This window comes from Sporosarcina sp. YIM B06819 (assembly GCF_033485175.1).
Lineage (GTDB): Bacteria > Bacillota > Bacilli > Bacillales_A > Planococcaceae > Sporosarcina.
Window position 1 is genome coordinate 233152 of record NZ_JAWLIQ010000001.1, and the last position, 23621, is coordinate 256772.

20 protein-coding genes and 2 pseudogenes are annotated in these 23621 nt (G+C 39.7%); 19 read left to right on the top strand and 3 right to left on the bottom strand.

Features of this window, described 5'->3' with window-relative positions:
• Positions 1-2 precede the first annotated feature (2 nt).
• Together R2B72_RS01150 and R2B72_RS01155 are read right to left on the bottom strand one after the other, a co-directional pair.
• Positions 3-386, bottom strand: coding sequence for a GntR family transcriptional regulator (locus tag R2B72_RS01150; protein ID WP_318614283.1), 384 nt, complete (start codon positions 384-386; stop codon positions 3-5).
• A 101-nt stretch (positions 387-487) separates the two neighbouring features.
• On the bottom strand, positions 488-1999 hold the full coding sequence (locus R2B72_RS01155; RefSeq protein WP_318614284.1) for a polysaccharide deacetylase family protein: 1512 nt from the start codon (positions 1997-1999) through the stop codon (positions 488-490).
• A gap of 404 nt (positions 2000-2403) precedes the next feature.
• Here R2B72_RS01155 and R2B72_RS01160 point away from each other — a divergent pair, with 404 nt between their 5' ends.
• Entirely contained in the window at positions 2404-3378 is a 975-nt protein-coding gene (locus R2B72_RS01160; RefSeq protein ID WP_318614285.1) for a rhodanese-related sulfurtransferase, read from the top strand.
• A gap of 161 nt (positions 3379-3539) precedes the next feature.
• Here the strand turns inward: R2B72_RS01160 and R2B72_RS18595 are convergent, their stop codons facing one another.
• Positions 3540-3707: a hypothetical protein gene (locus tag R2B72_RS18595; protein WP_412177772.1), complete on the bottom strand. Its 168-nt coding sequence runs from the start codon at positions 3705-3707 to the stop codon at positions 3540-3542.
• Positions 3708-3902: 195 nt separating this feature from the next.
• Here R2B72_RS18595 and R2B72_RS01165 point away from each other — a divergent pair, with 195 nt between their 5' ends.
• The 18 genes and pseudogenes from R2B72_RS01165 to R2B72_RS01250 all read left to right on the top strand — a co-directional run bounded on the left by R2B72_RS01165 (position 3903) and on the right by R2B72_RS01250 (position 23573).
• Positions 3903-4673: an SDR family NAD(P)-dependent oxidoreductase gene (locus tag R2B72_RS01165; protein WP_318614286.1), complete on the top strand. Its 771-nt coding sequence runs from the start codon at positions 3903-3905 to the stop codon at positions 4671-4673.
• 30 nt (positions 4674-4703) lie between these two features.
• The gene (locus R2B72_RS01170) at positions 4704-5852 is read left to right on the top strand and encodes a thiolase family protein (protein ID WP_318614287.1); all 1149 of its coding nucleotides are present in this window, start codon (positions 4704-4706) and stop codon (positions 5850-5852) included.
• A 45-nt stretch (positions 5853-5897) separates the two neighbouring features.
• Complete coding sequence (locus R2B72_RS01175) at positions 5898-7046, top strand: acyl-CoA dehydrogenase family protein (protein WP_318614288.1); 1149 nt, start codon at positions 5898-5900, stop codon at positions 7044-7046.
• A gap of 367 nt (positions 7047-7413) precedes the next feature.
• Positions 7414-8256 carry an AraC family transcriptional regulator gene (locus R2B72_RS01180; RefSeq protein WP_318614289.1) on the top strand — a complete coding sequence of 281 codons (843 nt, stop codon included), beginning with the start codon at positions 7414-7416 and terminating at the stop codon, positions 8254-8256.
• Positions 8257-8462: 206 nt separating this feature from the next.
• Positions 8463-8754, top strand: a pseudogene (locus R2B72_RS01185) (substrate-binding domain-containing protein); the annotation flags it as partial.
• Between the two features lie 167 nt (positions 8755-8921).
• Positions 8922-10529, top strand: coding sequence for an extracellular solute-binding protein (locus R2B72_RS01190; RefSeq protein ID WP_318614290.1), 1608 nt, complete (start codon positions 8922-8924; stop codon positions 10527-10529).
• A 94-nt stretch (positions 10530-10623) separates the two neighbouring features.
• Positions 10624-11574: an ABC transporter permease gene (locus R2B72_RS01195; protein ID WP_412177773.1), complete on the top strand. Its 951-nt coding sequence runs from the start codon at positions 10624-10626 to the stop codon at positions 11572-11574.
• A 13-nt stretch (positions 11575-11587) separates the two neighbouring features.
• The gene (locus R2B72_RS01200; RefSeq protein ID WP_318614293.1) at positions 11588-12478 is read left to right on the top strand and encodes a carbohydrate ABC transporter permease; all 891 of its coding nucleotides are present in this window, start codon (positions 11588-11590) and stop codon (positions 12476-12478) included.
• A 27-nt stretch (positions 12479-12505) separates the two neighbouring features.
• Positions 12506-13123, top strand: coding sequence for a YesL family protein (locus tag R2B72_RS01205; protein WP_318614294.1), 618 nt, complete (start codon positions 12506-12508; stop codon positions 13121-13123).
• A gap of 612 nt (positions 13124-13735) precedes the next feature.
• Positions 13736-13885 (top strand): hypothetical protein, encoded by a 150-nt coding sequence (locus R2B72_RS01210; RefSeq protein ID WP_318614295.1) that lies wholly within the window; start codon positions 13736-13738, stop codon positions 13883-13885.
• A gap of 1 nt (position 13886) precedes the next feature.
• Positions 13887-15290 carry a sulfatase-like hydrolase/transferase gene (locus R2B72_RS01215; protein WP_318614296.1) on the top strand — a complete coding sequence of 468 codons (1404 nt, stop codon included), beginning with the start codon at positions 13887-13889 and terminating at the stop codon, positions 15288-15290.
• Positions 15291-15338: 48 nt separating this feature from the next.
• Complete coding sequence (locus R2B72_RS01220; protein ID WP_318614297.1) at positions 15339-15578, top strand: hypothetical protein; 240 nt, start codon at positions 15339-15341, stop codon at positions 15576-15578.
• Between the two features lie 26 nt (positions 15579-15604).
• Positions 15605-17494, top strand: a complete 1890-nt coding sequence (locus R2B72_RS01225; RefSeq protein ID WP_318614298.1) for a family 20 glycosylhydrolase — start codon at positions 15605-15607, stop codon at positions 17492-17494.
• 87 nt (positions 17495-17581) lie between these two features.
• Positions 17582-18967: a sulfatase gene (locus R2B72_RS01230; RefSeq protein WP_318614299.1), complete on the top strand. Its 1386-nt coding sequence runs from the start codon at positions 17582-17584 to the stop codon at positions 18965-18967.
• A 120-nt stretch (positions 18968-19087) separates the two neighbouring features.
• Positions 19088-20335 carry an anaerobic sulfatase maturase gene (locus R2B72_RS01235; protein ID WP_318614300.1) on the top strand — a complete coding sequence of 416 codons (1248 nt, stop codon included), beginning with the start codon at positions 19088-19090 and terminating at the stop codon, positions 20333-20335.
• A gap of 2 nt (positions 20336-20337) precedes the next feature.
• Positions 20338-20487: pseudogene (locus R2B72_RS01240) on the top strand (acyl-CoA dehydrogenase family protein); the annotation flags it as partial.
• A gap of 198 nt (positions 20488-20685) precedes the next feature.
• Positions 20686-21513: a DUF368 domain-containing protein gene (locus R2B72_RS01245; RefSeq protein ID WP_318614301.1), complete on the top strand. Its 828-nt coding sequence runs from the start codon at positions 20686-20688 to the stop codon at positions 21511-21513.
• Between the two features lie 164 nt (positions 21514-21677).
• Entirely contained in the window at positions 21678-23573 is a 1896-nt protein-coding gene (locus tag R2B72_RS01250; protein WP_318614302.1) for a PrkA family serine protein kinase, read from the top strand.
• Positions 23574-23621: the final 48 nt, after the last annotated feature.

Genomic DNA, 23621 nt, shown 5'->3' on the forward strand with positions numbered 1-23621 from the left:
TTTTATTCCCCCTTGATGTCTGCGAAGATAGATGATGCAAGTGTTACAAGATCCTCTTTTCCCATCCCAAGCACGATTGCTTCAGCAAGTATGGGTTTCAATTCTTCTACAATTCTTGCGCGATGACTGTCCTGGATCCCAGCTTGGACAGGCGGATTAATAATCGCTCCTGATTTCGGCACAATTGCAATAATGCCTTTCTTTTCTAGCGTATGATAGGCTTTGTTAACCGTATGCATATTCATGCCAAGATCCGCTGCTAGCGAGCGGACGGAAGGCAAAGCATCCCCGCCGCTAAGTTCCCCCCGTGCAATCAATTCAATTAGCTGATTGGCTAATTGTGTATAAATCGGAATATCCGAAGAAGGCTCAATTTGAATAAACATGGTGACATCTCCTAACTGTTCTAATATTAGTATAACAAAATACGGGGCATTCCTCAAGGAAAAAAATCCCCTGAACAATTACTGTTCAAGGGACCTGATTATTATTCCATCTCTGAAACTGTCACAAATACATAGCCTTCACTCTGTAAATAAGCAAGAATAGCGTCAAGGCCATCAGCTGTTGCTTGGTGGATATCATGCATGAGAATGATACTACCATCCTTAGTTTTTTCTTTGACATTTGCTAACAGTTGATTTGGATCGCGGTGTTTCCAATCTAGTGTATCGACATCCCATAAGACGACAGGTAAGTTTGTTTGGCTGCGAACCGTTTGATTAATAGCACCATACGGCGGTCTGAAAGCTGTTGCTTTCGTTCCAGTTACCGTTTCGATAATGGATGACGTTCGATTAATTTCATTGCGTACTTTTTCTACTTCTGCTTTGGTCAAATCAGGGTGATTCCATGTATGGTTGCCCAGTTCATGACCTGCATCTTTGACATTTTTAGCGATATCCGGGTAATATTCAACTCGGCTACCAAGCATGAAAAATGTTGCTTTTGCATCGAACTTTTCTAATGTCTCAAGTATTTGCATCGTAACTTTCGGGTCTGGTCCATCATCAAATGTTAGCGCAACTTTTTTTACATCTGCATCCTCGGGAGCATCAGGTATTGTTGTTCCTTCAGAATCTTGCTCGATGCTATCTGACTCTTCCTTATCAATAGGTTGCTCGGGGGTTACGTTATCATTAGGATTTTCAATTACTTGATCCTCGTCTTGCTCCTGATTAGGTATCTCGACTTTTAACTTGAATTCATCCGCTAGCAAGTCGTTGATATCATGAAGTGCAATTGCCACAACTGGGGGTCCTACGGCTCCGGCAGCTAATTCATATTCATCGAAATAAAAGATGATAGAGTCATCCGTTAGAGCAAAATTAGAATAATTACTCCAAATAGGTTCTGTATTTATATGAAGCTCTTCCGGGAAAAGATAGTTTTTCAAAGCAACATCATTATACAGATGACCTCTTACTAAAGTGGCAACTGTCTCAAGTTGTTCCAAATCAGATCCAAAGACATCTTCAATTGAAATGATTTTTCCGGTTTCGGGATTCAAATGGAAGGAGCGGACTTCTGTCGAGCCATTCGCTCCACCGGTAGAACTATTATTGACGATAACAAATGAATAATTCCCGGAGTGATGGGACAACGTTTCAAAAGAAATATTCAATTCCCCCTTATAATGACTGGCTAGTTCACTGTTTTTTTCCATCTCTATCAAATAGTTTTGTTTGGCTTTTGAAATATAAGTGGAAATAGCATCGTTGAATGTATTATGTAAGCTTTGCGGATATTGAATGGCAAATGGAGAATAGGTATCATTGGATGTTTCTGTAATAATTTTGATGCCTGGATAATTAGAGTCAATCGTATCAATAAGGACAGAATCCGGATTGGCAGCTTGTGTTTTAGGGGGGGAAGCAGCTGCATTATTTTTATTGCCAAGGGAAAATAAATAAATGGCAGCAACGGTTAGCCCGATAATGGTAAATGAAAATGTAATGTCAATCCAGGTAGAACGGCGTTTGCGGTGTGTTTTTGTCATGCTGAGGGCTCCTTTATTGGTTGTAAAAAGTTAGACGGGCGAATCTAGTGGAAAGTTTCATAAAAATATAGAAAGATGTCGAATGGTAGTGATAAACATATTCTTTTAGTATACATGAAAGATAGTGCTAGACCAATGATAGAAACGAATTTGGAAGACACTTACTTTTCGATAGAGGAGAAACCATTTTAGTAGCTATTTTGCGGTATTGTGAATAACTTTTGACAATGACGATAGGAGTGGTTCGTATCAATGGAAATCCCTTTTGCACTTTGCGCTCATATGGTACAATAGCATCGTCTCGTATTGTGCATATACGGGCATCTTTTGTATGTTTACACTTAAAACCGATCCGGTTGTTGACTTATAACATGCAATTATAAAAAAACAAGGTGGTTGGAAAATTGGAAAAAAGTACTTATCGGGTTCTTCTGTATTACAAATACGTCCCTATCGAAGACCCAGAAACATTTGCGATGGAACATTTGAAGGATTGTAAAGAAATCGGACTAAAAGGTCGTATTTTAGTCGGTACTGAGGGTATCAATGGTACATGCTCAGGAACGATTGAACAGACGGATGCTTATATGGATCTTCTGAAAAAGGATGAGCGTTTTGCGGATATGGTTATCAAAATCGACGAGACAGATCGACATGCATTCAAGAAAATGCATGTGCGTGCACGTCAAGAAATTGTGAACCTTAGCCTTGAGGAAGATATTAATCCGAATGAGCTAACAGGTAAACGCTTGAGCCCAGAAGAGTGGTTCAAACAAATGCAAGAGGAAGATACCATCATCATTGATGCACGCAATGATTATGAGTTCGATTTAGGTCATTTCCGCGGTGCAGTTCGTCCGGATATTGAGAACTTCCGCGATTTACCAGAGTGGATTCGTGATAACAAGGAGCAATTTGAAGGGAAGAAAATCCTGACATATTGCACGGGTGGTATTCGTTGTGAGAAATTCTCGGGATGGCTTGTACGTGAAGGTTTCGAGGACGTATCCCAATTACACGGCGGAATTGCGACATACGGCAAAGACCCTGTGGCAAAAGGTCAGCTTTGGGATGGACAAATGTACGTATTTGACGAGCGCATTGCTGTGCCTATCAATCAAGTCGAGCAAGTCATTGTTGGACGTGATCATTTTGACGGGACGCCATGTGAGCGCTATGTAAACTGTGCGAACCCAGAATGTAATGCGAAAATCATTTCTTCTGAAGAAAATGAGCATTTGTATATGCGCAGTTGTTCAGATGAATGCCGTACGCATCCGCGCAATCGCTATTTCGTGGAGCATAATATGACGGTTGAAGAGTATGACGAACGTCTTAAAGCAATTGAAAAGCGTAAAAACGCAACGCACGTATTGTAACTAAAAAAGGTTGCCTGGACATTTTAATGTTTAGGCGACCTTTTTTATATTTCAATTTCTTTACGTCTACTAGAAAGAGGAATTCTTAGTTCTTCTCGGTATTTACTAATCGTCCATCAAGAAATCGTAATGCCTTCATCCGTTTTAAAATAATCAGCTATTTATTGATCGGAATACGGTTTGAATTTATTTTTTTGAGCCACAAAGCTTTGTAGCAGCAAGCATTCTGCTAAATAGCGAGCACCAATTTCAGTAGGTACCACTGTTTGTAACAGATGAATCCCTTCGTTAATTTGCTGTTCATTGAGCCTTGTAAGTCGAATATATATATTATTGCATTAGAGAGATTGTATGGTGACAAGGAAAAAGAATAGTCTGATAAAAGTGGTGCTTCCTGTTTACTATTCAATTCCAATAGTTTAGTATGAATCCAAATCCTGCTTACTTATTTATGAAAGCGTATACATTGTTTTGGGAAGATGAAGTATTCTTGGGTCGAAAATCAATTGTGGGGGAGTGGGACAATGGATATCAAAGGTAAGGTCGCAATTGTGACGGGTGGAGCTTCCGGATTAGGGCTAGGAACAGTGAGAGGTCTAGTAAGTAAGGGGGCGAAGGTCGTCATATTCGACTTAAATGAAGAGGCCGCCATTGAAATCTGTTTAGAACTAGGGGCAAATGTTGATTTTGCACGTGTCGATGTGACAAGTGAAAAGTCTGTTGAGGCGGGTATTCAAAAAGTGTTGGAAACGTTTGGTGCGATTCACATATGTGTAAATTGTGCCGGTGTGGCTCCACCGCAAAAAGTCGTCGGCCGAACGGGTGCAATGCCTCTAGCAAACTTTAAAAAAGTATTGGATGTTAACCTAAATGGTACGTTCAATGTCCTCCGATTAGCGGCAGCTGAAATGACGAAAAATGAACCTTTAACAGAGGATGGTGAACGGGGAATTATCATTAATACCGCATCGATTGCTGCATTTGATGGGCAGATGGGGCAAGCCGCTTATGCTGCTAGTAAAGCGGGTGTCACGGGGATGACGTTGCCCATTGCACGCGATTTGTCATCCTATGGCATTCGCATTAATACAATAGCACCGGGATTATTTCGTACACCGATGGCTGCGGGACTGGCTAAACCTGTTATAGAGAAATTAGAAAGTATGGTTGAGTTTCCAAAACGCTTAGGTATTCCGGCTGAATATGCCTCCTTAGCCATATTCATGATGGAAAATGGCTACATCAATGGAGAAGTCATTCGTTTGGATGCCGGCATTCGTATGTCGCCGCGATAAAAACTATAGTAAAGAGGGAGTGGGATGGTCATGATAGAAGTAGTAATTGTAGAAGGGGTTCGCACAGCAGTAGGGCGGAGAAAAGGAACGTTTGCAGGCTATCGACCGGATGAATTAGCAGCAGTTGTACTCGATGAGCTCGTACAACGTGCTGGAGTTTCGAAGGATGAAGTGGAGGATGTCATTTTAGGCTGTGTGACACAAACGGGAGAGCAGGCGAGTAATGTTGCCAGAACGGCTTTACTCATTGCAGGGTTTCCGATCGAAGTGCCGGGTGTCACGATTGATCGCCAATGTGGCTCCAGCCAACAAGCGGTTCATTTTGCTGCGCAAGCCATCGCTTCCGGCGATATGGATATTGTCATTGCAGGCGGCGTCGAAAATATGACACGCGTGCCGATGATGTCCAATATAGGCGCTATTAAACCAAGTGTCAAACTGACGGACAAATACGAAATTATTAACCAAGGTTTATCGTCAGAACGAATGGTTAAAAAATGGGGGTTGACGCGTGAGGCGTTGGATCGTTATTCAGTCGACAGCCACAGCAAAGCAATAGCGGCGATTGAAAAAGGCTATTTCCAGGCTGAAATCGTCCCGGTTGATGTTACTCAGGAAGATGGCACGATTATTCGTTTTGCTGTCGATGAAGGACCGCGACCTGGCACGACAATGGAAGTACTTGGTGATTTGAAAACAGTTTTTGATGAAAATGGCGTCATTACGGCTGGCAATGCGAGTCAAATTAGTGATGGTGCATCAGCAGTGTTGCTCATGTCGCGTGCAAAAGCGGACGAACTTGGGGTGAAACCGAAAGCGCGTATCGTCGCTCGCAGTGTAACAGGATCAGATCCAACACTGATGCTAACTGGTCCTATTGAAGCGACGAGAAAAGTGTTGCGAAAAGCAGGACTGACGATTGAAGATATCGACACGTACGAAGTGAATGAAGCTTTTGCACAAGTGCCGCTTGCGTGGTTGCAAGACATTGGGGCAGACCCCGAAAAACTGAATCCAGACGGGGGAGCCATTGCGCTTGGGCATCCATTGGGCGCAACGGGAACAAAATTATTAGTGACATTAATGAATAGATTGGAAAGAACGGGTGGCTGCTACGGCTTGCTGGCAATCTGCGAGGGCATGGGGATGGCTAACGCGACAATTATTGAACGATTGTGATGCGGATTATTAGTAGTACGGGCTGTAAGGGAAAGGGGAGTTTCAGTGGGGAGATATAAATTTGAAACAGAAGAACATATGATGTTCCGGGATTCGCTAAGAAAGTTTCTTCAAAAAGAAGCAGTCCCACATTATGATACATGGGAAAAACAGCGTATTATTCCGATTGCATTTTGGAAAAAGCTTGGGGAAATGGGCTTCCTTTGTCCGCAAGTGGCTGACGAATACGGTGGACTTGGACTGGACTTTAGCTTCGGTGTCATCATTTCCGAAGAATTAGAAAGAGTGGGTACGAGTTTGGTTGGAGTCGGCCTGCATAATGATATTGTTGTGCCTTATATCGAGTCGTATGGTTCAGCTGAACAGAAAAAACGCTGGTTGCCGGGTTGTGTATCCGCAGATATTATTACAGGAATTGCCATGACTGAACCAGGAACAGGATCTGATTTGGCGAATGTGCAGACGACTGCGATTCGTGACGGGGATCATTATGTCGTTAATGGGCAAAAGACGTTCATTACAAATGGCATTAATGGAAATCTTTTTGTTGTCGTGGTGAAAACAGATACACATGTGGAACCAAAGCATCACGGCATTAGTCTACTTGTTGTAGAAGAGGGAACACCCGGATTTACGAAAGGCCGTAAGCTTGACAAGGTCGGTCTTCATGCGCAGGATACGGCTGAATTATACTTTGAGGATTGCCGAGTTCCTGTTGGCAATTTGCTTGGTGAAGAAGGAAAAGGCTTCGGTTATCTCATGTCGAAACTCCAGCAGGAGCGGTTAGTCGTCGCGATTGCTGCACAAATTGCATCGGAGGATATGTTAGAGACGACCATTCGTTACGTGAAATCCCGTCAGGCGTTTGGCAAACCTGTCTCATCATTTCAAAATACACAGTTTAAAATTGCGGGGATGGCTACGAAGATTGAACTTGGAAAAGCGTTTTTAGAATCGCTGATTGAAGATCATATTGCCGGTAAAGCCGTCGTGACGAAAGTATCAATGGCGAAATATTGGCTGACCGAAACGGCGCAGGAGATTTCTACGGAATGTATGCGACTGCATGGCGGCTATGGGTATATGGAGGAGTATACGATTGCTAGACGCTATCGGGATATCCCAGTAGCCTCGATATACGCTGGAACGAATGAGATTATGAAAGTGATTATTGCGAAGAATATAGGGTTATAGATATTCTAAAAGTGCCAGTGAAACTTGCTGGCACTTTTATTACGTTAGTTGAAGAAATAAATGCTATTGAAAATTTAACTCTTGGGATATATTGTCTAAAGGGGATGATCAATCTGTTATTCGCAGCCATAATTGCCTACGTTCTGCTCAAATTTATTCACATACAAGGCGGTAAGCAAAAACACATCATATACTTGTCATTCGCAGGTTTTACACGCCTGTTTCTTTGTGATGACCTGCCAATTGAGTGGCGAAATGGTTTGAAAGAAACACTGGAATTTCCTTGGTGATTAAATCATTTAAAAGATGTATAATTTTGGTTACTCAACACGCGTGTTAAAAATACCGAATAATGGAGTGATTTCTCTTGTCATTTACGATTAGTGATCAGCTTAATATTACCTTGTTTGATGTGAAAAAAATTCGCTATAAATCTCGGATTGTTTTTGATTATGTACAGTCCTGCTATACGGTTGCTTATATTAAAGAGGGAGAAGTGATTACAACTTTTGAAGGTAAGGAATTTGTTGCGAAGAAGGGGGATGTGATGATTCATCGCCCGAATAAACCATTTAACGTTATTTCGAAGACGGAGGGAATCCATTATCTTTTTAATATCGATTTAAAGGTAATGGAAGAAATGGATTTTTTCAGTGTTTATTCATTAGGGAAAGTCGTGACAATACGAAACCCAGAGCTCTATGAAAAGACGTTCGACGAACTACACAGTATTTGGCTTCAGGAGGCTGTCGATTTAAGAACAGTCCAGTCTAGTTTTTTAGCATTTTCAATGTTGCATGAAATAGTGGAGAGCACAAAGCTTGGGGGGGAGAGTGACCCAAAAGAGCCTTATATAACGGACCGCTTTAATAATGTTTTGCATTATATTGGGAATCATTTAGGTGAAGTCATCACAAGAGAAGATCTTGCTCAAATCTGTCATTTAAATCCTGTTTATTTCAGCCGAGTATTTAAAGAGATTTACGGATTAACACCTATGAAGATGGTCAGAAAGTTAAGGCTTATCCATGCGAAACATCTACTTGAAACAACGGACCAATCGATTGAAGTGATTGCCCAAGCCTGTGGATTTTGTGATACTTCTCATTTTACAAAAGTATTTCGTAGTGCTTTTAAATCCTCTCCGAGCAACCATCGGAAAAGTATCAAAAGTACAAAAAGACCCTTCATCTCTACATTGTTAGTTTAAAGGAAGTTTATTAGTATAAAAGGTAAGGGTCTGTTCATTCGCGTAAATCTTTTAGTATATCTCACTTGTTTTTTCATAATTTTTTCTGTTTCGGATGAAACGCGTGAAAAAATTTACAAAAAAGCAAAACAGCTAAACTACCGTATGAAGAGGATACGACCATTGGTGAAAAATGTTGCGTTCTTATACTGGCTAACCGATATGGAAAAATGCCAACAGCTTTCTTTGTTGTAGCAGACCCAATAAGCTATTGGTTGTCTGCAAGCTTTTAATGAGCATGGTTTCGCAATACCTAAACAAGTAAGCGTTATCAGTGTGAATAATATTAGTGTTACAAAATATGTTTCTCCCCCACTGAATACTCTTCATATTAATATGAGGGAAATTTGCAAAGAAGCAATAGAGCTACTAATCGAACAAATAGTGGAAAAACGCAAAGTAGTTAAAACTCTCTTTATTGGAGCGGAAATAGTAATGAGGGAAAGTGTCAGAAGATAAAAATATTTACTATATGGTTCTATATTATTAGTAGTAACCGCTTTCATTATTAAGAGATTGGTTGCATTCGATAATAAATAATTATGAATGTACTTGAGGAGGTGACTTAACAAGTAAGGTTTCAATAATAAATGGGAAGAAATGAAAAAATACAGGGGGTTCGTTAGATGAAAAAAGGAAAAGCATTATTTGGTATATCTACAGCATTGATTTTACTATTGTCTGCTTGTAGTGGTGGTAACAACGAGGGAGAAAATGAAAAGGTTGATAAAGAAATACTGGAAAAAGTAAGTAAAACAGGATTTCCAATTGTAGAAGAACCACTAACTATTAAAATGTTTACAGGAAAATCAAATGCAAATTTGAATTTCAACTGGAATGACCCTTTACTCGTTTGGGACGAATACGAAAAAATGACAAATATTAATATAGAATGGACAGAACAAGTCTTAAAAGACAACCTTGAAGAGAAACGTAATCTAGCATTGGCTGGTGGCACTATTCCGGATGTTTTTTATTCTGCTAATCTATCAAATTTAGACATTTTTAAATATGGAAAGCAAGGTACTTTCATTGATTTAAGCAGTTATATTGAAGATTATGCGCCTAATTTACAGAAATTTCTGGAAAATAATCCGGATGTGAAAAAGGGTATTACATTCCCTGACGGAAAAATTTATTCATTGCCAGCATTAAGAGACAATGATTTTCTAGCTATCCGTATTTCAGCATTCCCTTGGATTAACAAAAGCTGGTTAGAAAAACTAGGCATGGAAGAACCTGGAACGACTGAAGAGTTCTATGAGTATTTGAAAGCGGTTAAAGAAAAAGATCCAAACGGTAATGGGGAAGCAGATGAGATCCCTTATGGCGGAGTGAACTTGGAATACTTAACAAACTGGTTAAGAGGTTCATTTGGTTTAGGAAATAGAGGTTCAGGTTTTGTTGATGTAGCTCCAAATGGCGATAAAACTCGTTTTATTGCGACTACTGACAATTATAAGGAACTTCTTCAATATGTTAATAAACTATATAGTGAAAAGTTAATTGAACAAAATATCTTCTCTATTAAATGGGATCAAATTATGGCAAATGGTGCCGAAGGTAAATATGGAAGTACCGTATTCTGGGATCCACAATCTACATTTAAAGGACCTGAAGGTGGAAACTATGTTGGTTTATCTGCTTTAAAAGGACCTTCTGGAGAACAACTATTTTCACCTGTATCATCTCCATTATTCTCTAATGGACAATTTGTTGTTACAAAAGAAAATCCAAACCCGGCAGCTACTGTAAGATGGTTAGATTATTTCTACAGTGATGAAGGTGCTAGATTACTGTATATGGGTATTGAAGGTGAATCTTTCGAAGTAGTAGATGGAAAATATAAATACTTTGATGAAACGATTGAAGCAAATGATGCATCTAAATTTGTACCTTGGGTAGGGGTAAATCCTCCAGGAATTGTAAAACAAGATTACTTTAGTGGAGCAGAGGGAACAGAAAAGTCCCTAACTGCAGCTGAAAAAATCAAACCATTCGTTCCAGAACAATTATGGCCATCAGAATTCACATATACCGAAGATGAGAACAAAACGCTCTCTACTATAGGTGCTGATATCGAAAAGTATGTTAAAGAAATGACGGATAAGTTTGTTTCTGGAGATGTTTCTTTTGATGAGTGGGATAAGTATGTGAAAACAATTGAAGATATGGGACTTGAGAAGTACATGGAAGTAAAAACAGAGGCCTATAACCGTTTCCAGAAAAACTAAATAGGCTATTGTATTACTTCATAGAAAAAGAAGGGGTATTTTTACCCCTTCACTCTCTTATACGACATTAAGTAAGGAGGTAAGGCACTTGGAAATATTGGAGAAAGAAAACAATGTGGTAGCCCCAACTGTACATTACAAAACCAGCCGTATTAAAAAGAACTTCTCTGCGAACTGGCAGTTATACGTATTCCTTTCACCTGCACTACTATACTTTATGATTTTTCATTATATTCCAATGTATGGTGTTCAGATTGCATTTAAAGAATTTTATGCCAATCTTGGAATCACTGGAAGCCCGTGGGTTGGCTTTGAACACTTTACACGATTCTTTGATTCCTACTATTTTTGGAGATTATTAAAGAATACCCTGGTTTTAAATGTATACGGATTAATCTTATTCCCCGTGCCAATCATTTTTGCACTAATGCTTAATGAAGTGAAAAATGGAGCAGCCAAAAAGTGGGCCCAAACATTAACCTATGCCCCACATTTTATATCCGTTGTCGTTGTCGTTGGAATGTTGGTTGCGTTTTTAGATCCAGTTACGGGTATTGTCAATAATACGATTGTGAAATTTGGCGGGGAGCCTGTCCTATTTTTAACAGATGCTGGATTGTTTAGGCATATTTTCGTATGGTCAGGTCAATGGCAATCACTTGGTTGGGGAACAATCATCTATTTAGCAGCGTTAGCGGGTGTAAATCCAGAACTTCATGAAGCGGCAAGAGTGGATGGTGCAACAAGAATGCAAAGAATCATCCATGTTAATATTCCAGCGATCATTCCAACTGTGGTCATTTTATTTATATTAAATATCGGAAACTTTATGCAGGTAGGTTTTGAAAAGGTATTACTATTGCAAAACTCCCTGAACTCTGAGACATCTGATATCATCCAAACGTTCGTCTATCAAGCGGGTCTGTTAGAGGGTCAATACAGTTTTGCTGCTGCAATTGGGTTATTTGAATCTGTCATTAATATTGTCCTATTAATTACGGTTAATCAGATTGCTAGGAAAGTAAGTGACAATAGCTTGTGGTAAAGGAGGTAATCTAGTGAGAAATTCTGGTTTATCAGATCGCACATTTGGGATAATTAATGGAATCGGTGTATTACTAATTACCATTATTATTACATATCCATTAATCTTCGTTATTAGTGCCTCTATCAGTGATCCTACAGCCGTAAATACAGGGAAAATGTGGCTGTGGCCAGTAGATATCACATTTGCAGGGTTCGAGAAGGTCTTTGAAAATAAAGCCATTTGGGTAGGCTATCGAAACACAATATTTTATACAATTGTAGGGACATTAATCCACTTATTTGTCTTGTTGCCTTGTGCGTATGCTCTTTCTCGAAAAGAATTAATGGGTAAGAAGATCATCCTGTGGATTATTTTATTCACAATGCTTTTTAATGGTGGCTTAATTCCTTCTTATCTATTAGTAAAGAATTTGAATATGCTTAATACAATGTGGGCAATCGTTATTCCGGGTGTTGTTGGGGCATGGTCAATCTTGGTAGCTAAGTCGTTCTTTGAACAAACAATTCCTGATACGCTTGTAGAAGCGTCCAAGATTGACGGGGCAACCGATTTTCAGATTTTCAGAAGAATTGTTTTGCCACTTTCATTACCGATTATTGCGGTAATGGCATTATTCCATGCTGTCGCATTGTGGAATCAATACTTTAATGCATTAATCTACTTAACAGACGAAAATAAATTTCCACTTCAATTAATTTTACGCCAAATTTTGATTTTAAGTCAGTTTGATGCATCTTCAGGTGTAGGTGGAGTAGTAGATTCTTATATCGAACAGGTAAAAGCAGCTAGTTTAATCAAGTACGCAGTCATTATTGTTTCAGCATTACCATTACTCATTGTGTACCCATTCTTACAGCGTTTCTTTGTTAAGGGTGTGTTGATAGGATCGGTAAAGGAATAATTGTATTGCTAACAGGAGGTAGGATGTATGAATAGGTTTGCGTTGGGGTTTTACCACTATTCTGAATGGATTGTTCGCCTAGCCTATGTAAATTTACTTTGGATTGCCTTTACAATAGCTGGTTTAGGTATATTTGGATTTATGCCAGCTACTATCAGTATGTTTGCTGTGATCCGTAAATGGAGAATGGGGGAAGTAAACGTTCCTATCTGGTCTACCTTTTGGAAGAATTATAAGAAGGAATTTATAAAGTCTAATGTTTTTGGAACGATCTTCTTTTTAATTGGTTATGTATTATCTATTGAATTTCAAATCTTGCGAAACACGGATCAACTCATCTACTTAATAGTAAGTTATGGTGTTTTAGGGTTATTTTTGTTATTACTTATAACTTTTATCTACTTCTTTCCAATTTTTGTCCATTTTAAATTAGAAAACATTCAGTATTTGAAATGGCCGTTCATCATGGGAATCATTCACCCAATACTAACAATAGTTCTGCTTGTCGTAATTGGAGGAATTACCTACGTAACCGTTCTCTATATGCCTGGAATGTTGCTTTTCTTCGGTGGAAGTGTAATCGCCTATGTTCTTATGTGGGGCGTAACTATGACTTTCCCGAAGTACGAATCTAAAACCCTGTAATAATGGAAACTGAAAAGATTATCATCATCTAAGTGATCTGTTAACATCATGACTCTAACTAACAAGGTGTGTTAACTGGACAGGCTACCCTACCTAAAGGGTTTAAGCCCAACATGGTAAGTTCAACTTTGATCGTAGTGATTTCAATTGGGAAAAGGAGAAATAACAGTAGAATTACGGGGTACTGTAGAGGAATATCTTGTGATTGGTACTTCAATAGTTACAGTTAAGTGATGAAATGGAAATGAGGATGTTTTTCTTACTTTATAAATCTTAATTTCGCTGGTTTTATAATCAGGGGGTAATATTCACAATCGACCAACTCCTCCAACCGTCTTTTGGAGGAGTTTCATTATATCTTTTTGTCACTAAATTGCTAAAAGGGAGGGCGACATGTCTAAATTTGAAAGAATCTATACAGCGAAAGCAATCAATTTGAGAAAGGAATGACCTACTATATTGGTGGTTGTTTAGATATTCAATTCCACCGTGATATTTATCAATTAATAAATAATTAATGAGTTATCACTTGAACCAGTATTTGCGGTTACACATGGCAAAGGTGTCTCTGTACAAGCTAGTAAGTCATCTGAAAGTGATTACATTTTCATAATGAATTTCACTGAAGATAACCAGCTTATTTCATTTGAATCCGTTGTGAAAGATTTGGTTACTGCGGAAGAATTAATTGGGGAGCTGTCATTGGAGCGATATGAACCGAGGGTTGTTGAGAGGAAAAGAAATTCAAACAGGAGTGAATAAAATGGAAGTACCTAGTCAACAAAAACCTAATATCGTGTTTATTTTAAGTGACGACCAAGGGGCATGGGCGCTTGGTTGTGCTGGTAATCACGAGATTCGTACACCGAATTTAGATCAGTTAGCATCGGAAGGCGTTCGTTTTTCCAATTTCTTTTGTACTTCTCCTGTCTGTTCGCCGGCACGTGCGTCCTTGTTAACGGGCAAAATTCCTTCTCAGCATGGTATACATGACTGGATCAGTGAAGGGAACATTGGGGAAAAACGAATTGAATATTTATCTGGGCAGACTGCATATACAGAGATTCTGGCTGAAAATGGTTATATTTGCGGAATTAGTGGTAAATGGCATCTAGGTGATAGTTTGACACCACAGAAAGGTTTTTCCCATTGGTTTGTCCATCAGTCGGGTGGTGGCGTTTACTACGATGCGCCAATGATTCGAAACGGTGAGCTTGTCAACGAGAGTGGCTACCTCACTGATGTGATAACAGATGATGCTCTATCATTTCTTGAAAAACAAGATTGCAAACAGCCCTTTTATTTAAGCGTGCACTACACAGCACCACATGATCCATGGATTAATAGCCATCCACAGGAAATTGTGGATTCCTATGATGATTGTTTGTTCGAGACCTGTCCACAAGAACAAACACATCCAAATCTAATTAGAACTGCACCTGAAGGAAGTAGGGAGAACCTAAAAGGGTATTTTGCGTCTATTACGGCTATGGACCAAAACATTGGAAGGATAATGGATAAGCTTGAACAGATGGGCATACGAGAACAAACGCTCATTTGCTTTTTAAGTGATAATGGATTTAATTGTGGGCACCATGGTATTTGGGGCAAAGGTAATGGAACCTTTCCACAGAACATGTATGATACATCAGTTAAAGTTCCAGCGATATTCTCTCACCTTGGGAGAATTTCAGAAGGAAAGGTTTGTGATGAATTGGTTAGTGGCTATGATTTTATACCCACCCTTCTTGAGTATGTTGGTGTAAATAACCTAGAGGGAGAGAAACTTCCGGGCACGAGTTTCTTACCATTCTTAATAGATCAACAAACAAGTGGACAGTCACATATTGTGGTTTTTGATGAATATGGTCCTGTCCGAATGGTTCGAACGAAAGAATGGAAGTATATTCACCGTTATCCATATGGTCCACATGAATTATATGATGTAGTGAACGACCCTGAAGAAAAGGTAAATCGAATAAATGATCTTCATGTCAATCAGCAACGTATTGATATGAAGGCAATATTAGAAGAATGGTTTTATCGTTATGTGGAACCAGCGAAGGATGCTACCCATGAAGCTGTAACAGGACTTGGGCAGATTGACTTGGCAGGGGTAGCTGGCAAGGGGAAACAAGCATTTAATGACTTTGAAAAAACTAATTAGTCAGTGGGGAGCTGTAAAATAGAAACTCAGAATTGGAGGGTTTATACAATGAGTATGAAAAATGATTGGGAAAACCTATCTGTTCTTGAAAAAGGCAGGTTGCCTGAACGAGCATATTTTCTATCATTTGCTGATGAACAATCGGCACTTACATATGAACGACAGAAATCTAAGGGATTTAAGCTTTTAAATGGGAAATGGAAGTTTCACTATGCTGAAAATCCCGCACTAGCACCTGAAGAGTTTTACAAGGAAGATGTTGATGTAAGAATAGATAAAAATCTCTAAGTACAAGACATTAGGAGGCTTCGGAAATGGATATTAAATTAATGGGTACAGAGAAGCAACTTGTAGAAGGTTTGAATGAAATGAGTCATCTAGTCGATTTTCAACTAACAGAAACAGGTATTCCGGTTGAGGTTGAACAATCAGGTTCTGGGATCAAGGTTGAATTTAATGGTGAAATAGGTAAAGTCACTTTTCAATACACCCATCAATTTTATCGTGCATTTGGTTTGTTGATAGAAGGCATTAAAAAGGGAGAGCCGTTCGAAGTAGTCGAAAAGCCGGTGTACAACAGCCTCGGTGTCATGTTTGATTGCTCAAGAAATGCAGTTCCAAAGGTGGAAACTTTTCAGAAGCTTGTCCGACATATGGCGTTAATGGGGTATTCAACTATACAGATGTACACGGAGGATACTTATGAAATTAAGGAATATCCTTATTTCGGTTACTTGCGAGGCCGTTATACTAGTGAGCAGCTGAAAAGTATGGATAAGTATGCGCAACTGTTTGGAATTGAGTTGGTTCCTTGTATTCAAACGCTAGCTCATTTAGGTACTGCTTTAAAATGGAGTGCCTTCTCCGATATCCTTGACTGCCAAGATATTTTGTTAATTGATGAAGAAAAGACCTATGAGCTAATTGATGGAATGTTTCGGACGATGTCTGAGAATATTACCAGCCGAAACATCAACATCGGTATGGATGAAGCCCATATGATGGGACTTGGAAAATACCTAAATAAGCATGGGTATCAAGATCGCTCTAAGCTAATGTTAAAACACTTTGGAAAGATTATGGAAATCGCTCGGAAGTATGGGTATAAACCAATGATGTGGAGTGATATGTTTTTCCGCTTGGCAAGCTCAGGTGAATATTATGACGTAGATAGTCCAATCCGCCAAGATGTCATTGATATGATTCCAGAAGATATCTCGCTCGTGTATTGGGATTACTATACAGTTACACCAGAAAAATACGATGGAATGCTAAAAAAGCACAAACAGCTTTGTGACAAGGTCATTTTTGCAGGTGGTGCTTGGAAGTGGATGGGCTTTGCGCCGAACAATCAATTTAGCTGCCATGTAGGGGAAATTGCACATAACAGTTGTGTGCAAAATGGGATAGATGAAGTATTAATCACAGCATGGGGTGATAATGGGGCGGAGGCTTCCATTTACTCAATTCTTCCAACCTTACAGCTGTGGGCAGAGCTATGCTATAGAAATCATGCCAAGACTGAACATCTTGAAGAACGATTCTCCACGTGTGTTCGAGGACAATTTTCCGATTTTATGAATTTAGATATGACAATGCTCGTTCCGGATAATCAATCATTGGATAAACATTCAATTAATCCACCGAAATACTTATTGTACCAAGATATCTTGTGTGGATTGTTTGATCGACATGTGACGCCTAAAGAATATGAGGCTCATTATCAAAATTGTTCAAACTATTTCAAAGAATGTATAAGTAGGAACCCAGAATGGAAGGCACTCTTCCAAACACAATATGCATTAAGCCGTTTGCTAACGTTAAAGTCAGAAATAGGCATTAACATTCGTGAGGCCTACCAAACGAACGACCGGGTTCGCCTATCAAATTATTGCTACACAGTCCTTCCGGAAATGAAAAAAAGGGCTGAGGAATTTATTTTAGATTATCGTGCCCAGTGGCTGGAGGAGAATAAGGTACTTGGTTACGACGTCTTTGATCTTCGAATGGGCGGGGTAATACAGCGTATCCAATCAGCGAAGCTTCAACTGGATGATTATCTAACAGGTAGAGTGGATGAATTGGAGGAATTAGAGCAAGAAATCCTATATTTTGACGGGCGAACTGAGGAAGGCGCAACAAAAGCAATAAGCGCAAATCTATGGCATACGATTGCCACCCCTTCTGTGATTGCTGGAGTATAGAATAGAAGGGTTTTGTCACTCTTGAATTGAATGACCTGAAATTTTTTCGGTCGATTTATTAAATACGAAAGAAGGTTTGATTACACTATGAGAATTCTATATCTAGATTTAGACTCACTTCGTCCAGACCATATCGGTGCTTATGGATACCATCGGGATACTTCACCAAATATCGATAAGATTGCAAAAGAGGGCGTAAAATTTACAAATTACTATTGTACAGATGCCCCGTGTTTGCCTTCTCGTACAGCTTTAATGTCTGGCCAATTTGGTATTCATAATGGTGTCGTTGGGCATGGTGGAACGGCAGCAGATATGAGACACGAAGGACCAAGCCGTGGCTTCAGCGATAAGCTTGCTCATCAAAGTCTTCCAGGTTCGCTAAGAAAACTCGGTTACAAGACAACGACAATTAGTACGTTTGCTGAACGACATTCTGCCTGGACCTTTAATGCAGGGTTTAATGAAGTATTTAATATTGGTAAAAATGGTGGAGAATCCGCGGAGCAGGTTCTACCGGTTGCACTGAAATGGTTAGAAGATAATGCCACTTCAGAGAATTGGTTTTTACATTTGAATTTCTGGGATCCACATACCCCATATCGTACACCCAACGAGTTTGGTAATCCTTTTGAAAATGACCCAATGCCGGAATGGTTGACAGAGGATGTCTTTAATGAGCATAAAAAAAGAGTAGGACAGCATAGTATTGACCATATGAATGAGCTGGCAAAAACTCATTACTTTAGATGGCCAAGACACGGCAAGCAAATTGAAAACTTTGAAGATTTACGACTGATTATCGATAATTATGATACTGCGATTCAATATATGGATCAACATGTTGGTCAGGTGCTTCAAAAACTAGAGGAACTTGGAATTATGGAGGATACGGCAATCCTTATTAGTGCGGACCATGGGGAAAATATGGGAGAACTAGGCATTTACTCAGAGCATGGTACTGCGGATGTAGGGACATGTCGAATTCCGATGATTATCCGTTGGCCAAATGGTACGAAAGGGATTGTTGATGACGGGTTCCGATATCATATCGATCTTGCACCTACATTAGCAAGTTTGCTAGGTGGAACAAAATCTCCTTCCTGGGACGGCGAGAGCTATGCGGATTCGATTATGAAGGGTGAGAGTAAGGGGCGAGAGTATCTCGTCATCTCACAATGTGCCCATGTATGTCAGCGTAGTGTGAGATTTGATGATTGGCTTTATATCCGAACGTATCATGATGGGAATAACGGTTTCCCAAAAGAAATGCTTTTTAATCTAAAGGATGATCCGTACGAGCAGCATAATCTAGCAGAAGAAAGACGGGATATTTGCAAAGATGCGGTGTATTATTTAAATGAGTGGCATGATGAAATGATGTCAACGATGGATTTTGACGTAGATCCATTGTGGACCGTCATGAAAGAAGGCGGGCCGTTACACGCAAAGGAATTTAAGGTAGATAAATAGAATGTAAAAATAGGGGGCTTAATTTCCATATAAACCTGAGAAGTACATGTGAATGTGTGCAGAAAAGGTTATGGGGAGACAGCTCCTCTTTTGGTTTTTATGAACAAGGGGGATTCATCAATGAGTACGGGTTGCATGACAACAGAACACCGTAATATAAGCGTAATGTGGAAAACCGTGTCGGAAGATTGTAATTTAGCTTGTGACTATTGTTATTATAGCACTTGTGGTGGGAAACCAGGAAAGAAGATTAATCGAATTGATTCAGTCATCCTAGAAAAGTTTATGAAAGAATATATGGAGCGATCGAATGGTTCTGCGACATTTGCTTGGCAAGGGGGAGAACCATTGCTAGCGGGTCTGGATTTTTTTGAGGAAGTGGTTACACTTCAAGCAAAATATGCTCCAAAACATACGATGATCGGAAATTCTTTGCAAACGAATGGTACCCTTGTAACAGAAAAATGGGCCTCTTTTTTTAAGCAATATAATTTTTTAATCGGAGTAAGCTTAGATGGACCGCGTGAAATCCATGATGCGAGAAGGGTCGATTCTCGTGGGCAAGGCAGCTTTGACCGGGTGATGAAAGGGATTCAAAACTTAAGAAAGCACAATGTTGATTTTAATATTTTATCGGTTATTCACCGTGGAAATGTAACAAAGGCAGTTGAACTGATGAAGTTTTTTGAAACTGAGGACTTTAAGTTCGTTCAATTTATTCCGTGTATGGATTTTCGGTCACAGGAAGTGGACAAGCCTGGCGTATATGATATTACACCAGAAGAATATGGTACCTTTTTATGTGAAGCCTTTGATTATTGGTATAACAATGGGGACCCACGAACGTCGATACGCTTTTTTGATGAAATGCTGAATGTGTATGTGAACCGTTCTCCTGGCTTATGTATCCATCGAGATGTATGCCCACAAACTATCATTTTAGAACAAAATGGGGATGCATTTCCATGTGATTTTTATATTAATGATGAGTGGAAGGTTGGTAATGTAGGAACCCAGTCCATTGAGGAGATTCTAAACCACCCTATCTACGAAAAGTTCCTAAAAATGAAGCCAACCTTACCTGAGGAATGCAAGACATGTGAATGGAAGTCGTTATGCCATGGTGGTTGTCCAAGAAACCGGAAGTGGAGTGAGAATCTCGCATCCTCTGAAGTAGACTACTTTTGCTCAAGTTATAAGCAAATCTACAGCTATGCAGATGAACGGATGAAAGAATTTGGTACCGCGCTTCGAAAGCAAATGTTTGAACTAAATGTTGAACAATACTTCAAGGGGAAAATGCCAGTACTAAATGACCATTGTCCATGTGGCAGTGGAAGGAAATATAAAAGCTGTTGCCATGAGTAAATTCGACGGAATGTATGCGACTGCATAGTGGCAATGGATATATGGAAGAGTATACGATTGCGAGACGTTATAGAGATATCCCGGTAGCCTCGATATACGCCGGGACGAATGAAATTATGAAAGTAATAATAGCGAAGAATATGGGGTTGTAAAGTGTAATAAAAGTGCCAGTGGAACTTTGCTGGCACTTTTTTGGGTTTCATTGCAAATAATGAAATGATGGCGGTATGAAAAAAAGACTAACTAACTTTACTTCTAACGTTAACATTTTCGTAACGACTACACTTACTAAAAAAGCTGCTAAAGTGGTATACTATAAACATTGATTTAAAATTGGAGGAACGCGCTTTATGCAATGGAGAAATTTATATCGAGGATTCTTTATGGGAATCAGCGATCTGATTCCTGGAGTGAGCGGGGGGACCATTGCGTTCATTCTCGGGATATATGATGAATTATTAGCGGCTATTAGCGGGTTTTTTAGCCGTGATTGGAAAAAACATATCGGGTTTTTATTGCCACTTGGTATCGGAATTGGGGCTACCCTTTTACTATTCAGTAGAGTCATTGAGTTTTTATTGAAAAACTATCATGCACCTACCCAGTTTTTCTTCATGGGGCTTATTCTTGGTGTGCTACCTTTTATCGCAAAACAAGCTGGTGTTAAAAAGAATTTTAAATGGACACACTTCCTATTTATTTTATTGGTCGGCACTGCGCTTGCTATGACCGCCTTTATAAAACCGGTAGAACCGACGCCAATTACGACATTGACAGCTACCAATACGATTGGCTTGTTTTTTGCTGGCTGGGCAGGCAGTATGGCAATGCTACTGCCAGGGATTAGCGGCTCATTCATCTTGTTGCTACTAGGTGTCTATTCGACAGCGATTGGTGCATTATCCAATTTGAATTTGCCAATCATCGCAGTCATCGGTTCTGGCGTCATTGTTGGTTTCATCGTCAGCAGTAAAGTGATTAGCTATTTACTAGCCAAATTCACGTACATAACCTTTGCGGCTATTATTGGTCTAATCATTGGTTCAGTGTTCGTCGTCTATCCTGGCATTCCAGAAAGCGGTACGCCATTTGTCATGAGTGTCATTGCATTTATCACAGGTTTGATTGTTGCAAATATGTTCAGTTCGCCAAATAAGGCTTCTATTAAGAATCACTAATGACTTATAAGCACCCGATTCCAAACAATTGTATATTGTTTTGGAATCGGGTGCTTTTGTGTTATCTAACTGCAAACGCCCTGCGCTTTTCTTGATTGCCCTGCATCATAAGCTCTTCCTACGCATACTATGGATAAAACCATGCCCTGACTGGAGGGAATATGATGGATATATTAAATCAAGTGAAAAGGTTCCGGGAAGAAGAAAACAAGCTGAAATGGCAAGGCACGTTTGCTGAATACTTGGACATTGTGAAAGAAAGAAAAGAAGTTGCTCAAACGGCACATTCACGTGTATACCATATGATTAAAAGTTCCGGTTTAGTGGAAAGAGACGGGCACAAGCTGTACGACTTTTTTGGAGCAGAAATATTCGGTCTTGAAGAGGCAATTGAAAGGCTCGTTGAAGAATATTTCCATCCCGCTGCTAAAAGGCTCGATGTTCGTAAACGGATTTTGTTGTTAATGGGGCCGGTCAGTGGAGGGAAATCGACCATTGTAACCTTGTTGAAAAGAGGCCTGGAAAGCTATTCTAGAACGGATGAAGGCGCAGTTTACGCCATCAAAGGCTGTCCGATGCATGAGGATCCCCTGCATTTAATCCCACATCATTTACGCAAGGACTTTATGGAACAGTATGGCGTCCGCATTGAAGGCAGTTTGTCTCCACTCAATACGATGCGATTGGAACAGGAATATGACGGTCAAATTGAAAATGTTATTGTCGAACGTATCTTTTTCTCAGAGGACAAACGAGTCGGTATTGGTACGTTCACGCCTTCTGATCCGAAATCACAAGACATCGCCGACTTGACAGGCAGCATCGACTTTTCAACGATTGCCGAATTTGGTTCCGAGTCAGATCCGCGTGCTTATCGCTTTGATGGCGAATTAAACAAAGCGAATCGTGGCATGATGGAGTTCCAAGAAATGTTGAAGTTAGATGAGAAATTCCTATGGCATTTATTGTCCTTGACGCAGGAAGGGAATTTTAAAGCAGGCCGATTTGCATTGATCAGTGCAGATGAGCTTATCGTTGCCCACACAAACGAGACAGAGTATCGTTCCTTCATTGCCAATAAAAAGAATGAGGCTTTGCACTCACGAATCATCGTGATGCCGATACCGTACAATTTGAAAGTAAGCCAGGAAGAACGGATTTATGAAAAAATGATTAAGGAAAGTGATATTGCAGACGTTCATATTGCACCACATGCCTTACGAGTGGCAGCGATTTTCTCCATTTTGACTCGACTAGAAATTTCTAAAAAACAAGGCATTGATGTTGTGAAAAAGATGTATCTATATGATGGAGAAAGTGTAGAAGGCTTTAACCCGATGGACGTAGATAGCCTGAAGAAGGAGTTTCCGAACGAAGGAATGAATGGCATTGATCCACGTTATGTCATTAATCGTATTTCTTCAGCCATTATTCGTAAGGAAATACCAGCCATCAATGCACTTGATGTCTTGCGCGCATTAAAAGATGGACTTGATCAGCATGCTTCGATTTCACAGGAAGACCGTGCGAAGTATATGAATTATATCGCGGCTGCCCGAAAAGAATATGATGAAATTGCCAAGCAAGAAGTGCAAAAAGCATTTGTTTATTCATACGAAGAATCGGCAGTGAACATGATGGATAACTATTTGGATAATGTAGAAGCCTTTTGCAATAAAAATAAATTGAGGGACCCGTTAACGGATGAAGAAATGAACCCGGACGAAAAACTTATGCGTTCCATCGAAGAACAAATTGGGATATCAGAGAATGCCAAACGAGCATTTCGAGAGGAAATACTCATTCGTATATCTGCATATGCGCGCAAAGGAAAGCGTTTCGATTATAAATCGCATGACCGTTTACGTGAAGCTATTCAAAAGAAATTATTTGCCGATTTGAAAGATGTCGTGAAGATTACAACGTCTTCTAAAACGCCTGATGAGTCACATCTGAAGAAAATCAATGAAGTCGTTGCGAGGCTAATTGATGAACATGGTTATAATTCTATTTCGGCCAATGAATTACTACGGTATGTCGGAAGTTTGTTGAACAGATAATGGCGTTGCACTGACAGTTAAGGGGATTGTCCTCAGCGTTTAGCCGAT